Here is a 13,836-nt window from a genome sequence, read left to right as displayed (position 1 = left end):
ACGATGCCGCGTCTGGGCTATTCCAGCACAGTGTCCGATTCTGCACCCGGTCGGCCGTCTGGCCAACCGGCGCACGCTGTCGCGTCTTCGTCTGCCGCTGTGTCCAAAGACGAGGCCGAACTGGAACACCCGCGCGTTCCTGGCCGTATTCCCGGCGACGGACCCGTGACCAAATCCCTTATGCTGCTCGATGCGTTTGCCGAAGCCGAACAGCCCTTGCGTTTTTCCGATTTGAAAGGCCGGCTGCCCTTTCCCAAAGCAACACTGCACCGCATGCTGAAAAGCCTGGTCGATGAGCGCATGCTCACCCACAATGAAACCACAGGCAGCTACCAGCTCGGTCCCCGGCTTATCAGGCTGGCGCATGCGGCCTGGGCCCATGGCTCGCTATCGGATGCGGCGCGGCCCATCCTCGACAAGCTGCATGCCGAACTTGGCAAAACCATCCATCTTGCGCAGCTCGACAATGGCCAGGTGCTCTACCTTGACAAGCGCATCGGCAATCGCGGATTGGCCATGTTTTCCCGCCCCGGCAAGGTTGGCCCGGCCTATTGCACCGGCGTCGGCAAAGCCATGATGGCCTATCTGCCAGACGACGCGCTGGAAGACTGCTTACACCGTCAAACGCTCGCCCGTTTCACCGCGACCACGCTGACCTCGCGCACCGCGTTGCTCGCTGAGCTGGAAGCCATTCGCCAACGCGGCTACGCCTATGACCGCGAGGAACATGAGCCTGGCATCATCTGCATTGCCGTCCCGATCCTATCCAATGACGGCGCCTTGTTTGGCGGCCTTTCCGCCACCAGCCCCGGCACCGTCAAAGACATTGATTCACTGGAAGACCTGGCCCCAACGCTGAAGGAGGCTGCGCGCATCATCGCCGCAGACGCCACCATGCGCATGGCCCCGACGCTAACTTAAGGAAGACTCTCATGGCTGGCCTAACCCTGCGTGACGTGAAAAAGAGCTACGGTCCGGTGGACGTGATCCACGGCGTTGATTTGGACATCGAAGACGGCGAATTCGTCGTTTTTGTCGGCCCGTCCGGCTGTGGGAAATCCACGCTTCTGCGCATGATTGCCGGGCTGGAGGAGATCACCGGCGGCGCGGTTTCCATCGGCCAACGGGTGGTCAATCAAATCGACCCAGCTGAGCGCGGGGTTGCCATGGTGTTTCAGACCTACGCCCTCTACCCGCACATGACGGTCGAAGAAAACATGTCCTTTGGCCTGCGCATGAACGGTCATCCCAAAACAGAAATCGACAAGGCCGTGAAAGGTGCGGCGGACATTCTTCAACTCGATGCGCTGCTCAAGCGCAAACCGGCCGCCCTTTCTGGTGGCCAAAGGCAGCGAGTGGCCATTGGCCGCGCGATTGTCCGCAACCCGGATGTCTTCCTGTTCGACGAGCCGCTCTCCAACCTCGACGCAGAACTGCGCGTGGCGATGCGGGTGGAGATCTCGCGCCTGCACAATGAATTGTCCGGCGCGACCATGATCTATGTGACCCACGATCAGACCGAGGCCATGACATTGGCCGATAAAATCGTTGTGCTGCGCGCCGGGGTGATCGAGCAGGTCGGGGCACCGCTCGATCTTTATGACAATCCCGACAATGCCTTTGTGGCTGGCTTCATCGGCTCGCCGCGGATGAACTTCCTGGACGGCGAAGTGACGGCAAAGGACACTGGAACGGTCACCGTCAAGCTCACCAAGCAAGCCGATCAGACCATCACACTGAACATCAATGGCGATACGGTCAGCGTCGGGGATGCCTGCCAGCTGGGCATTCGTCCTGAACATATGTCGGTCAGCGAGGGCACGATGCTGACGCTGAAAGTCGATGTTGCCGAACATCTTGGCTCCGACAGCTATATCTACGCCCACTCCGGCACAGGCGAATCTCTGACGATAGAGACCAACGAGGGGCGCAATGCGCGCCACGGCACGGAGTTTCAGATTGGCATTCCGCCAGAAAAGGCGTTTCTATTCAGTACAGATGGTTTGCGCGTGCGGTAGAGTGTTTCCAGCAAAAGTGGACCCCGGTTTTTCGTCCGGAAACACGACAAACAGGGACTTAGAGCAGAGCAAGTGAATCGTAGATCACGAAAACTGCTCTAGCACGGCGCCTGGGAAAAGGCCTGCGGAATGATCGAACAATCAACGCTGATCACCTACGTTCTGATCGTGCTGGGCTTTGTGTTCATTCCCGGCCCGGCGACCGTTTTGACCGTGGCGCGCGCCACCTCGTCCGGCACCAAGGTCGGCGTTGCGACGGGGCTTGGCATCGCGGTGGGCGATCTTATTCACACCGCGCTGGCCGTCATCGGCCTGTCGGCGATCATCCTCGCCTCGGCATTCCTCTTCAGCATCGTCAAATATCTTGGCGCGGCCTATCTGATCTATCTCGGACTGCGCGCGATCCTGGAAAAAGCGCCGAACCCAACGGTCCAAAAACCTTTGGCCCTTTCGGCGCCGACGGCCTTCCGTCAAGCGATCGTGGCGGAAGTCTTGAACCCGAAGACCGCGCTCTTTTTCCTCGCCTTCCTGCCGCAATTCGTGAACCCAGCGAACGGCTTCGTCATGGTGCAACTGGCTGTTTTGGGCGTTATTCTGGTGGGGCTTGGCCTTTTCAGCACCTTGGTCTTCGCGCTGGCCGCCGGTCGGATCGGTGGTTTCCTGCGCGCCCATCCTTTGGTGCTGCGCTGGCAGGGCAAAGTGGTTGGCAGCATCTTCTGTATGCTTGGCGTCCGCCTGGCGCTTGTGGAGCGCTAACGCCATTCAGGATAGGCTGCGATGACATCCCCCCCTTTGTCCTCCGACCGGGCCACTTTGCTGAACACCGGTTGGATATTCCGCGCCGGTTTCGATCCCGCTTGGATCACGCTGCCATTGCCGGGCGGAACGGTGCGCCTGCCGCACAACGCCGCCGATCTGCCTTGGAACTATGGTGACGAGAAAACCTACCAACAGCCCTTCACCTACCAGCGGATTTTCCACTGGGAAGACCGCTTTGCCGGTCAAGAAGTGGTGCTGTGCTTTGAAGGCGCGATGGCCGCCACCAAAGTCTGGGTGAATGGCCATCAGGTCGCCGACCATCCCGATGGCTACACGCCCTTTGAAGCCTGCCTCACCGACCATCTGGAAGAGGGCGAGAACCTCATCACCATCGCCATCGATGGCACAGAGAACGGCGACATCCCGCCCTTTGGCGGCCGGATCGACTACCTCACCTATGCCGGCATCTATCGAGACGTCTGGCTGGATGTTCGCCCTGCCATCACGCTTGATAACGTCAAGGTTGAGATCCTCGATCCGATGGCCGAAACGATCTCGGCCAAGGTCAAGGTTTGGCTTTCCAACCCGCAAAACAAGCCCGTTGCAGGGGCCATCCTGTTCGACCGACTCGACCAGCACGGCGACCCGATTGGCGATCCGGTCGGATTCCCGCTGATCACCGATGAGGGCGAGGCCGAGCTGGTGCTTGGGTCAGGGTTTCAGCGTTGGTCTCCTAACAACCCGGTGCTGCATTCCTACCGCATCACCTACAAAGCGGAGGATAGTGAAGACAGCTTCATCCTGCGGCTCGGCGTGCGCAAAGCTGAGTTCCGCCCCGACGGGTTTTTCCTCAACGACCAACCGCTGAAGATCATGGGGCTCAATCGCCACCAGAGCTTCCCCAATGTCGGCTACGCACTCGGCCCCGAAGCGCAAGCGCAGGACGCCGACACGCTGAAATATGAGCTCGGCTGCAATCTGGTGCGCACCTCGCATTATCCCCAGTCGAAGGCGTTCCTCGATCGCTGCGATGAGATCGGCCTGATGGTGTTTGAGGAAATCCCCGGCTGGCAGCACATTGGAGGCGAGGCCTTCAAGGCGCAAAGCGTGAAGAACGTTGAGGCGATGATCCGCCGCGACTGGAACCACCCCTCCATCATTCTCTGGGGCGTGCGGATCAATGAATCGCACGATGATGATGCCTTTTATGAGCAGACCAACGCCCGCGCCCGTGCCCTCGATCCAACGCGGCAGACCGGCGGCGTGCGCTACATCACCGATTCCAACCTGCTCGAAGACGTCTACACGATGAACGATTTCGTGCTTGGCGAGGAACATCTGCCGGAGTTTCTGCAATCGCGCATCAATCGACCGCGCACCGCCCTGCGCGATCAGCGCGAGGTGACCGGCCTGGCCGCGCCCGTGCCCTATCTGGTCACCGAGTACAACGGTCACATGTACCCGACCAAAATCTTCGACGGCGAGGAACGCCAGGAAGAGCATGTGATCCGACATCTAGAAGTGCTCGACGCGGCGCAGGCCGACCCGCATATCTCCGGCTCCATCGGCTGGTGCATGGCCGACTACAACACACATGCCGATTTCGGGTCAGGCGACCGCATCTGCTACCATGGCGTGATGACCATGACGCGGGCGCCGAAATTCGCCGCCTACGCCTATGCCAGCCAAGGGTTCAGCGCCAATGAACGGCCTATTCTGGAACCGGCCACCCATTGGTCGTTCGGCGACCGCAAGGTTGGCGGCGTTTTTCCGCTGGTGATTCTGACCAATTGCGACGCCGTCACCTTTCACTATGGCCATGACGAGCCGCTCATGTTCCTGCCGGCCTTCAGCCGGTTTCCGCATCTGCGCCATCCGCCGGTGATCATCGAGGCGACGGATATTCCCGAAGACGAACGCATCGTCTGGGGCCAGCGCTGGCGCGACGGGCTTTTTGCCGGTCTCATCGGCGAGGACACCGTGATCGAGCGCTACTTTGTCGCCAATCCGCTGCCGACGACGCTCGACGTTCAGGTGAAACCGCTCATCCGTCCGCAGGACGCCTATCATGACAGGCCAGTTCAGGTGACGGTGCGCGATCAAGTGGGCAATCGCTTGCCCTATTTCATGGATCAGCTAAGCCTGGCCGTTGACGGTCCGGCGATCCTTCAGGGTCCTGCCACGACCTCGATTATCGGCGGTGTCGGCGGGTTCTGGGTGCGGGTTTTTGGCGATGAACCTGTCACCGTCAGCCTGCAAACCGCCTCAGGTCGGTTTGCGCCACAATCGATCACCTTGAATGGCTGAATCCCTCAAAGAGCTGATCAGCACCATCGCCAAACCTGGGCGGTTGGACTGGATCGGTCTGCGTCCCGCGCGCCGCGAGGCGATGCAAGCGGTTGAGCAGGTCGAGGTCACAGAGAACGGGTTGGTTGGCGATCATGGCCGCCCCGGCAAACGTGCTGTGACGTTGATCCAGCAGGAACATCTGGCGGTCATTGGGGCGTTTCTTGGGCGCCCGCCAGTCGATCCGGCCCTGCTGCGCCGCAATCTGGTCGTCTCTGGGATCAATCTGCTCGCCCTCAAGGGCCGCACCGTTCAAATCGGCACTGCGACCTTGCACATCACTGGCCCCTGCGCGCCGTGCAGCCGCATGGAAGAGGCGTTCGGCCAGGAGGGTTTCAGTGGCGGTTACTCAGCCGTTCGCGGCCATGGCGGCGTAACCGCCAGCGTTATTGAGCCCGGCTTAATCGGCGTCGGCGAGCAAGTCAGCGCCCTGCCGTAAGCTCGCTTCAACGAAGCCCTTACAACGGTCGCGAGTAGAGAAAAATGGTGCCGCTTACGTGACTCGAACACGTGACCCCATCATTACGAATGATGTGCTCTACCAACTGAGCTAAAGCGGCATTGGCGCCGGGTCGTTCACCCGCGCGAATGGAGCGGACGGGTAGCCCAATCGCCCAGGTTTGGCAAGATACCCTGGCAAGCAGAGGCGGACGTCGTGCAAGCGATTAGAACAGGCGGAACCGTCGTCGCTCGCCGGACGTCTGGCTGCCATTTTCTTCATCGTTCCCGTCTGGCCCCGGATCATCAGGCGCATGGCCACCGGGCAGACCAGAATAGTCGGCCTTTTCCTCGGCCTCCGGATCATCAGCGGCGATCGGCAAAGGCGTGACGGTGGCTGACTTTGCGTCATCCGATGCCGCGGCTTGGTCCTCTGGCTTCTCGTCAGCCTCAGTTTTCTCTGTCGCCTTCACCGGTCCGTCATCATTGGCCACAATCGGGGCGGCAATAACGGTCACAGGTTCGGCCGTCGCATCGCTTTTTGGTGTCTCGTCCGGTTCAGCCACGTCAGCTCCCTCGGGCTGGTCCTTGTCCGAAGCCTTATCCTCGACAACCGACATGTCCGGCTGGCCGACCGGCGCGGGCGGCACTTTTTCGCTCTCCTCGGTCACCATTGGTTCGGCAGGCTCGTCCTCGGCGATTTCTACCGTCGCAGCCTCAACGACCAGATCGGCATCCTCCACAGCATCATCAGCGTTCTGGCTGTCCGCCTCATCGTGTGCCGCGTCGGCGCTCGTGGCGATGGCTGCGGCGACGCCCGGCAGGCGCGCCGGCAGCATCACCTGCCCATCATCGCTCATCGCATCATCGGGAATGGCGACCGGATCATGGCCGGAGAACCGCTCCACCGGGACTTTCCACTCAAACGCGTCCACGCGGCCAGAAAGTGGCGAAACCGGTTCCCAGGTCGAGGAGATGTAGCCGTCGGCCACCCAGGCGGGATCGCGCTTGGCGCGTAAGGCACGGGCCATCCAACCGCGCACGGCCGCCGTGTCGCCGCCTTGTTTTTCTTCAATTTCCGCCATCAGCAGGCAAGCGCGCTGCGTCGCTTCAGGGCCGGTATAGGGGTCCAGTGTCTCGCGCGCCTCGTCCAGCTTGCCCGCCTCCATCAAGGCGCGGGCCAGCGCCAGCTCACCTTCCAACTGATGGGCACACAGTTGCACCAGCTTGCGGGCGCGTTTCACGCGGTCGGCGACCGCATCGCCAGGGCGCACATAAAGATAAACCTCTGCCAGTTCCGGGTGTTGGACCTTGCGCCAGGTGGATTCGATGGCCTTGCTTGCCTGGGTCATCTTCCCGGCGCGGATCAACAAACGCCCAGCGACAGCGGCCGCCGGCACCAGATCCGGCGCCAGCTTGTGGGCCTCTTGCGCCAAGGGTCGCGCTTCTTCCGGCTCACCTTCTTCGCGGTCAAGCGCTTCAGCCGTCAAAAGCACCGCGCGCAGGCGGTTGCGCTCGGCTTTGGTCACAATGCGGGACTGCAGATTGCGCTCAAGCGCTGATCGCGCTGCTGGCCAATCGCCACGCTGCACCTGATCTTCAAACTGCGCCTGGCCGGCCCAGGGCAAAGCCGGTGCCAGAGCGGCCGCCTGACTTGCAAAGTGGCGCGCAGCCTCTTCATCGTCGGCGGCCACTGCATCGACATAGAGACCACGCAGGCCGAGCAACTGAGTTTTCGGATCGTCCAGCATCTGTCGATAGGCATGGCGCTTGGCCCCCGCATCGCCGGACAGATCCGCGCTGGAGGCGCTCAACACGTTGGTGAGCGGCGCATCTGGGGCAAGTTTGCGCGCTTGTTGCGCGTACCGTTGTGCTGCGCGGCTATCGCCGGAACCGGCAGCGATCAAGCCGCTCGACAGCGCTTCATAGCCTTTGTCGCGGCGCCGGGCCGAAAAGTAGCCGCCCATGATCTGCGGCGAGCGAACGATGACCTTGAGCACCCACCAGGCGGCCATGATGACAACGATGAGCACCAGAAGAGCGACCATGGCGAGCATCGCCGAGAGCTCGATCTGGTAGCCCATCCAATCGATCGCCACCGTGCCGGGGCGGTCGGCCAGCCAGGCAAAGCCGAAGGCGAAGGCCAGGACGAGGGCGAGAAAGAAGATAACGCGCAACACGTGTGGGTCTCCTCGTTACTGGCTAACGGCGCCGTCAGCGCCACTGCCCGATGAACCGGCAGGCTCTTGATCGGCTTGGTTGTCGGACTGACTTAGCGCTGCAACCAGCGCTAGACGGGCATTGGCAAGCGCGTCGTCCAGAGCGACACGGGCATGCAGGCTATCAATCAAACCATTGCCAGCCTGCTGCATGGCCGCCGGCAGACGTGTGGCGACTGCAAGCGCGTCGGCAAACCGTTCGCTGGCTATCAAGCTGCCAAGCGCGTCAAGCTGCGCCAAGGGTTCGTTGCCACCACCAAGAACAGCCCCACCCTCCGGCGCACGAATGGTGACCATTTGACGGGCGCGATCTTCCAGCGCCCCGAGCAGGCCACCGCCTTCGCTCGGCGGCGCCGCTGCCCGCATGGCATCGTATGTGTCATCATAAGCCGACCGAAGACTGGCTGTGCTGAGCGCGCCGCTCACCTGGTCGCCGACCACAGGGGCAAGTGATGCAGAAAGCGCGCCATCGAATGAGGCCGCTGCTTCTGCAGCACCCAGCGCCATCGCAACGTCCTGGCCGGCATCGCGCGCCGCCACGACAGCATCGAGCGCGACGCCCAGGCGGGCAAGCCGGTCGGGCGCCTGGGCGACAGGCGCTTCGGCAAGCGTCGTGATGTCGGTCGTCATCGCGCCCAGGCGCACATCCACGGTTTCCATCGCCGAGGTCAGCGAGGAGGAAAGACTGGCGAGTTCCGCGCCAAGGCCATCGATGCGCATACCGGCATCGGCAAGAAGCCCTTCCAGCGCCTCCAGGCGCGCCCCGGTTTCCGGCGGCACAGCATCCTGGCGGGCGGAAAGATCGGCAAGCGCGGCCTGAACCCCGTCAAGATCGGCACGCACGCCGCCAAGCGCATCGTTCAGCGCCTCGACCGAATTGGCCAAAGCCGGATCGGGCACGACGACGGGAGCCGCGCCATCAGATGACACGGCCTCGCCACCCCCCAGAGCCGCAAAGGACGCAACTGTCGACTGCAACTGAGCTTCCACCTCGCCAAGGCGGGCCTCCAACGGCGCCAGCGCCTCGGCAAGTGCCGCCTCAACGTCAAATGCATCGTCGGCCAACGCACCGTCGCCAGCTGGCATCGACAGAACGCTTTCCAACTCGGCGTGCAGGGCAGCGATGTCGCTTTCCAATGGCGCCAAAACAGCTGTATCGAAGCCCGTTTCATCAGCGCTTTGTGCCTCTACCGCTTGCACACGTGCCTCCAAGGCTGCAAGCGTTCTGGCCTGCTCCTCAACCCGGCCATCGGACAGGCTGAAAAGCCCGACAACGCTTGCGAGGAACATCAAGACCAGCGCCAGAAGCGCGCCGATCAAACCGGCGGCAAACAGATAAAACGGGCTTGGCTCGCTTTTGCCAGCGGGTGGGGCGGGTGGCGTGCCGGCGGCAGCATCATCGGACGTGTCCTGCTTGGACTTGCCATCCGAAGTCGCATTCGGCGTTCCCGTTTCAGACGTGTGTTTTTCCGACCTCGGCATTTTGATGTCGGCCGACGCCGTGTCAGGCTTGGCGGATAGCCCGGCCGCCTCAGCGGTAGCCTCATCCAGGCCGCTTGCAGGAGCACCGGTTGAGGCAGTCGGCGACGCCGTCTGTGATACCGATGCTTTCGTTCTGCCGGCAGACGCTTTGGTGGTCGAGGCCTTCGTTGAAGAAGCGTCAGCAGATGTCGTTTTGGCCGTCGATGGCCCCGATTTGGTATCGGCGGACGCTTCAGCCTCCACATCAATGATCAAAGGCTTGGACGTCCTGCGCTTGCGTGTGCTCGCACGCCCGCTTGACGCTGTGCGTTTACGTGTCGTCCCTGATTTCGGCCCTGAACCTGTTGCCACGCTTCGCTCCGCATTTGCTGACCATCGTGATTGCTGCCTTTAACTGCATCAATCACTTGCCATCCTTGATCATATACACGCTGCCCACCGCGCGTCTCACCTTTTGCGCTATCCATTGGGCGCAAATGGCCGCAGACCGCCTTAAGGCGGCGCACAAGATGAATGGCGGGTAAACTTTGCCCTCGACAGCGAATCTGCGCCGGTCAAATGTCGCAAATATGACCGAGCCGCGCCAGATGGTCAGCTTGGACTCGGAAGCAGGGATAGCAAGGCGGCTTGTGTGGGTTCGTCGGCGACCTTGACCCTGTCGGCGCCCCTGGCCGCCTCCGGACAATGGGCTGCAACATGCGGTGAGAGGCAGAGCCATCGCATGGCACGCAGATCCTCAGAAAGCAGGGCTTTGCTGATCGCTTCGGCCAGAAGGCCCGCGCCACGGGCGGAATATACTAACGCATGGCTCGGCGGGTCCGTGCGCAGAATATTGATCGCAGCCGGATCAAACCCGCCAAGCGCCTTAGCGCGGTAGATCGGGATGACACGCATCCTCGGAAAACGCTCTTCGAGGACTGGTTTGCGGTCGAAAGCGGCCAGGTAAATCATTGGCTCGCCGCGATCCGACAGCAGATCGATCAGCTTGGCGACATTGGCAGTAGGTGGCGCAATCAAATCAGCGCCGAAATCACCCAGCAGTGATGCGGCGCGCTCGCCAACCACCGCCCAGCGCTGCTTGACCGCCCAAGCACTCAGGCCTGCCGCCGCCAAGACCTGGATGGCGCGGACACTGGTCACGATAAACAGGTCAGCGTCAGAACCGCTCAAACCTTGAATGTCACTCAACCCTTCCTGCAAAGCTTCCGTTTGCGTTAGCGGCAACACAACCGGATCGTGACCCATGCTGGCCATCAGGGCAGCGGTGGCGCTGGCTTCCGGCTCGGCGCGCGTGATCAGAACCCGGGCCATGCACTCAGATTCCATTGCACAGCTATGCACATACCGTCAGGTCCAATGGGGCAGAAACCCCGGCCCCGCCTTGGCTTTCAGCGCAGCGCCGGTTTCCGCGCCAAGCTGAACACCATTGCTTCGCTTACCTTTCGCCTGCGTCGAATGATGGCGCGTGCCGTCTTCGGTCAGCACGAGGCCTGAAAGCATGATGTCCTCACCATGCACGGTGGCGTGGCCAGCAATCGGCGTCTTGCAAGAGCCGTCAAGGGCCTTCAAAAACGCCCGCTCGCAGGCCACCGCATCGCCGGTGTCACGATCATGGATCGGCGCCAGAAAATCGAGCACACGAGCGTCATCGGCGCGGGTCTCAATGCCGATCGCCCCCTGCGCCAGCGCCGGGGGAAAGTCGCCGGGCGGCAAGATGCTCATATGATTTGGCTCCAGCTCAAGCCTCGACAGGCCAGCCAACGCCAGAAGCGTCGCATCGACCACGCCATCGGCAAGCTTTTGAAGCCGCGTTTGAACATTGCCGCGGATCGATTCAGTTTTGAGGTCCGGACGCAGGCGCTTGACAAGCGCTGCGCGCCGCAGGCTGGCGGTGCCCACCACCGAACCGGCGGGCAGCGTTTCCAGCGTTGCGCCATCGCGAGAGATGAATACATCGCGCGGGTCTTCGCGCGGCAAAAAGACGTCCAACGCCAAGCCGTTGGGCAGCTCGGTGGGCATGTCCTTGGAAGAATGCACCGCAATGTCGATACGCCCATCGGACAGCGCCGCTTCGATCTCTTCGGTGAAAAGCCCCTTGCCGCCGATTTCGGCCAGCGGCTGATCGAGAATTTCATCGCCCTTTGTGGAAAACACCTCGACCACAATCTCTTCGGGATCACATCCATGCGCCGCCACCAGACGGGCGCGCGTTTCAGCCGCTTGCGCCAACGCCAGCGCGCTGCCACGGGTTCCAAGGGTCAAGAGAGGCAAAAGGGATGCTCCGACAAGGGGTGTCAAAAGGGGCGCGCGCGATGCTATGGGCTGACGCGCGGCGACAACAAGCCTGCCAATAGACGAAGCGGCAACCGCTCGCCAGACCGATCAACTCCCTATACGTGCCACGTAACGAGCCCTAATGCGCGCCCTTGGTATCGAAACCAGCTGTGATGAAACCGCCGTGGCGATCGTACGCCGCGACCCGAACGGCCGCGCGGTGATCGAGGCCGAGACCGTGCTCAGCCAGATCGAGGATCACGCGCCGTTTGGTGGTGTCGTGCCGGAGATCGCCGCCCGCGCCCATGTCGATCATCTCGACACGCTGATCGCCGAGACGCTGAAGCAGGCCGGCGTTGCTGCAAAAGACTTGGATTGCGTCGCCGCCACCGCCGGGCCAGGGCTCATTGGTGGCGTGCTGGTTGGATTGGTAACGGGACGGGCGATGGCAAGCGCCATCGGCAAGCCGTTCATTGCGGTCAACCATCTGGAAGGCCATGCGCTCTCGCCGCGCCTTGGCGAGGATTTGCCGTTCCCCTACCTGCTGTTTTTGGTCTCTGGCGGGCACACCCAAATCCTCTGCGTCCACGATGTCGGCGTCTATGAACGTTGGGGCACGACATTGGATGACGCCCTCGGCGAGGCATTTGATAAGACGGCTAAATTATTGGAACTTGGCTTTCCCGGTGGCCCTGCCGTTGAGCGGATGGCCAAAACCGGAGACACGGATCGCTTTGCCTTACCGCTGCCGTTGAAGGGCAAAGCAGGCTGCGATTTTTCCTTTGCCGGGCTCAAGACCGCGCTGCGTTTGACAGCCGAAAAGAACGCCCCGCTCGACGAACAGACGGTCGCTGATCTGTGCGCAAGTTTTCAGCGTTCCGTAGGCGAAACGATTTCTGATCGCCTCTCGGCGGCGCTGACAGGCTTCACTGAGATCTATCGGCAACCGCCGGTTCTGGTTGCCGCGGGGGGTGTGGCCGCCAACGCCCACATCCGCGCTATTTTGACCAACTTGATCGATCAACGCCAAGGGCGGCTTGTGATCCCGCCAGCGCACCATTGCACCGATAATGCGGCGATGATCGCCTGGGCGGCTTTGGAGCGCGAAGCGGCCGGTTTGCCACGTTTTGAAGCAACAGCGCGCCCTCGCTGGCCGCTGGATACCAACGCCGCACCGAAGCTTGGTTCCGGCAAGAAGGGCGCCCGGGCATGACGGCCGCTTCCGAAAGTCAGCCGACCAATTACACGGTCATCGGCGCCGGTGCCTGGGGCACGGCTTTGGCAATCATGTTGGCGCGCACTGGCCGCACCGTCAGTCTGATCACCGGATCGGATGAAAAAGCTGATACAATACAATCACTTCGAATGAACGAGGCGGCGCTTCCTTCTATCCGTTTGCCCGAGAGTCTCAGCGCGCATTCCTTTATGCGGGACTCCACATGGCGAGACTCGCTATCGCGGTCACCGCAGGCCGTGATCGTGGTGGCCGTTCCCGCACAAGCCACGCGCGAAATGGTCCGGTCCATCAGCCCCTTTCTACGTCCCGACCACGATCTGGTGATTACGGCCAAAGGGCTCGAGCGCGGCACCCAAAAACGCCTGACAACCGTTGTGCAAGAAGAAGCCGCTGAACCAACCATCGCCGTGCTATCGGGCCCAAGTTTTGCCCATGACGTTGCGCACGGCCTGCCAACCGCTGTGACGCTGGCGGCGCCCACTTTGGAACAGGCTGATCGCCTCTGCGGCCTGCTACAAGGTCCGAACTTCCGGCCCTATGCCAGCGACGATCTTATCGGCGTCCAGCTTGGTGGCGCGCTGAAAAACGTGCTGGCGATCGCCGCCGGTGTTGTCGAAGGCAAGGGTCTTGGGGAAAGCGCCAAGGCCGCACTTATCACCCGAGGCTTTGCGGAACTTAGCCGTCTATCTATTTCACAAAGCGCACGCCCCGAAACCCTCGCAGGTCTCTCCGGGCTCGGCGACCTCATTCTCACCTGTTCGACCGCAGGCTCGCGTAACTTTCGTTTCGGCTACGAAATTGGTCGTGGTGTTAAGACGGCTAAGCTTATGGCGAAAGGACAACCACTTGCCGAGGGCGCCAAAACCGCGTCCGCCGCGCTTGCTCTTGGTCAGGCTGCCGGGATTGACATGCCGATTACACAGACGGTGGCGCAGGTTGTGGAGAACCACATGTCCGTTGATGATGCCATCGATAGCTTGATGGCGCGGCCCCTGAAGCGCGAATAGGATGCCGATTTAGTCGCGACAAACACCAGAATAGACCCAGAATAAGCCTAATCGTT

11 protein-coding genes and 1 tRNA gene are annotated in these 13,836 nt (G+C 61.7%); 7 read left to right on the top strand and 5 right to left on the bottom strand.

All coding sequences use genetic code 11. The annotated features are described in order from the left end of the window. Window positions 1-3 precede the first annotated feature (3 nt). The 5 genes from JJ917_12200 (at window position 4) to JJ917_12180 (ending at window position 5,562) form a co-directional block, all read left to right on the top strand. Complete coding sequence (locus tag JJ917_12200; GenBank protein ID MBO6699585.1) at window positions 4-921, top strand: IclR family transcriptional regulator; 918 nt, start codon at window positions 4-6, stop codon at window positions 919-921. A gap of 11 nt (window positions 922-932) precedes the next feature. Then, on the top strand, window positions 933-2,018 hold the full coding sequence (gene ugpC / locus JJ917_12195) for a sn-glycerol-3-phosphate ABC transporter ATP-binding protein UgpC (GenBank protein MBO6699584.1): 1,086 nt from the start codon (window positions 933-935) through the stop codon (window positions 2,016-2,018). Window positions 2,019-2,147: 129 nt separating this feature from the next. Beyond that, a complete protein-coding gene (locus JJ917_12190) occupies window positions 2,148-2,774 on the top strand; it encodes a LysE family translocator (GenBank protein ID MBO6699583.1) in 627 nt (208 codons plus the stop codon). A 21-nt stretch (window positions 2,775-2,795) separates the two neighbouring features. Continuing rightward, window positions 2,796-5,084 carry a glycoside hydrolase family 2 protein gene (locus JJ917_12185; GenBank protein MBO6699582.1) on the top strand — a complete coding sequence of 763 codons (2,289 nt, stop codon included), beginning with the start codon at window positions 2,796-2,798 and terminating at the stop codon, window positions 5,082-5,084. Then, a complete protein-coding gene (locus JJ917_12180; GenBank protein ID MBO6699581.1) occupies window positions 5,077-5,562 on the top strand; it encodes an MOSC domain-containing protein in 486 nt (161 codons plus the stop codon). The genes JJ917_12185 and JJ917_12180 overlap by 8 nt, the downstream gene beginning before the upstream one ends. A gap of 45 nt (window positions 5,563-5,607) precedes the next feature. On the opposite strand, the gene JJ917_12175 is transcribed toward JJ917_12180, so the two are convergent. The 5 genes from JJ917_12175 to hemC all read right to left on the bottom strand — a co-directional run bounded on the left by JJ917_12175 (window position 5,608) and on the right by hemC (window position 11,533). Then, window positions 5,608-5,683, bottom strand: a tRNA-Thr gene (locus JJ917_12175). 105 nt (window positions 5,684-5,788) lie between these two features. Then, window positions 5,789-7,741: a heme biosynthesis protein HemY gene (locus JJ917_12170; protein ID MBO6699580.1), complete on the bottom strand. Its 1,953-nt coding sequence runs from the start codon at window positions 7,739-7,741 to the stop codon at window positions 5,789-5,791. A 15-nt stretch (window positions 7,742-7,756) separates the two neighbouring features. Next, the gene (locus JJ917_12165; protein ID MBO6699579.1) at window positions 7,757-9,517 is read right to left on the bottom strand and encodes a hypothetical protein; all 1,761 of its coding nucleotides are present in this window, start codon (window positions 9,515-9,517) and stop codon (window positions 7,757-7,759) included. Between the two features lie 336 nt (window positions 9,518-9,853). Beyond that, window positions 9,854-10,573, bottom strand: coding sequence for a uroporphyrinogen-III synthase (locus JJ917_12160; protein MBO6699578.1), 720 nt, complete (start codon window positions 10,571-10,573; stop codon window positions 9,854-9,856). Window positions 10,574-10,609: 36 nt separating this feature from the next. Next, complete coding sequence (hemC, locus tag JJ917_12155; GenBank protein MBO6699577.1) at window positions 10,610-11,533, bottom strand: hydroxymethylbilane synthase; 924 nt, start codon at window positions 11,531-11,533, stop codon at window positions 10,610-10,612. A 145-nt stretch (window positions 11,534-11,678) separates the two neighbouring features. Between hemC and tsaD the strand changes: the two genes are divergently transcribed. Together tsaD and JJ917_12145 are read left to right on the top strand one after the other, a co-directional pair. Further along, window positions 11,679-12,749, top strand: a complete 1,071-nt coding sequence (gene tsaD / locus JJ917_12150; protein ID MBO6699576.1) for a tRNA (adenosine(37)-N6)-threonylcarbamoyltransferase complex transferase subunit TsaD — start codon at window positions 11,679-11,681, stop codon at window positions 12,747-12,749. Continuing rightward, window positions 12,746-13,780: an NAD(P)-dependent glycerol-3-phosphate dehydrogenase gene (locus JJ917_12145; GenBank protein MBO6699575.1), complete on the top strand. Its 1,035-nt coding sequence runs from the start codon at window positions 12,746-12,748 to the stop codon at window positions 13,778-13,780. The genes tsaD and JJ917_12145 overlap by 4 nt, the downstream gene beginning before the upstream one ends. Window positions 13,781-13,836 lie beyond the last annotated feature (56 nt).

It is taken from the genome of Hyphomicrobiales bacterium, from assembly GCA_017642935.1.
GTDB lineage: Bacteria > Pseudomonadota > Alphaproteobacteria > Rhizobiales > MH13 > MH13.
This window is presented reverse-complemented; position numbering and strand designations above follow the sequence as displayed.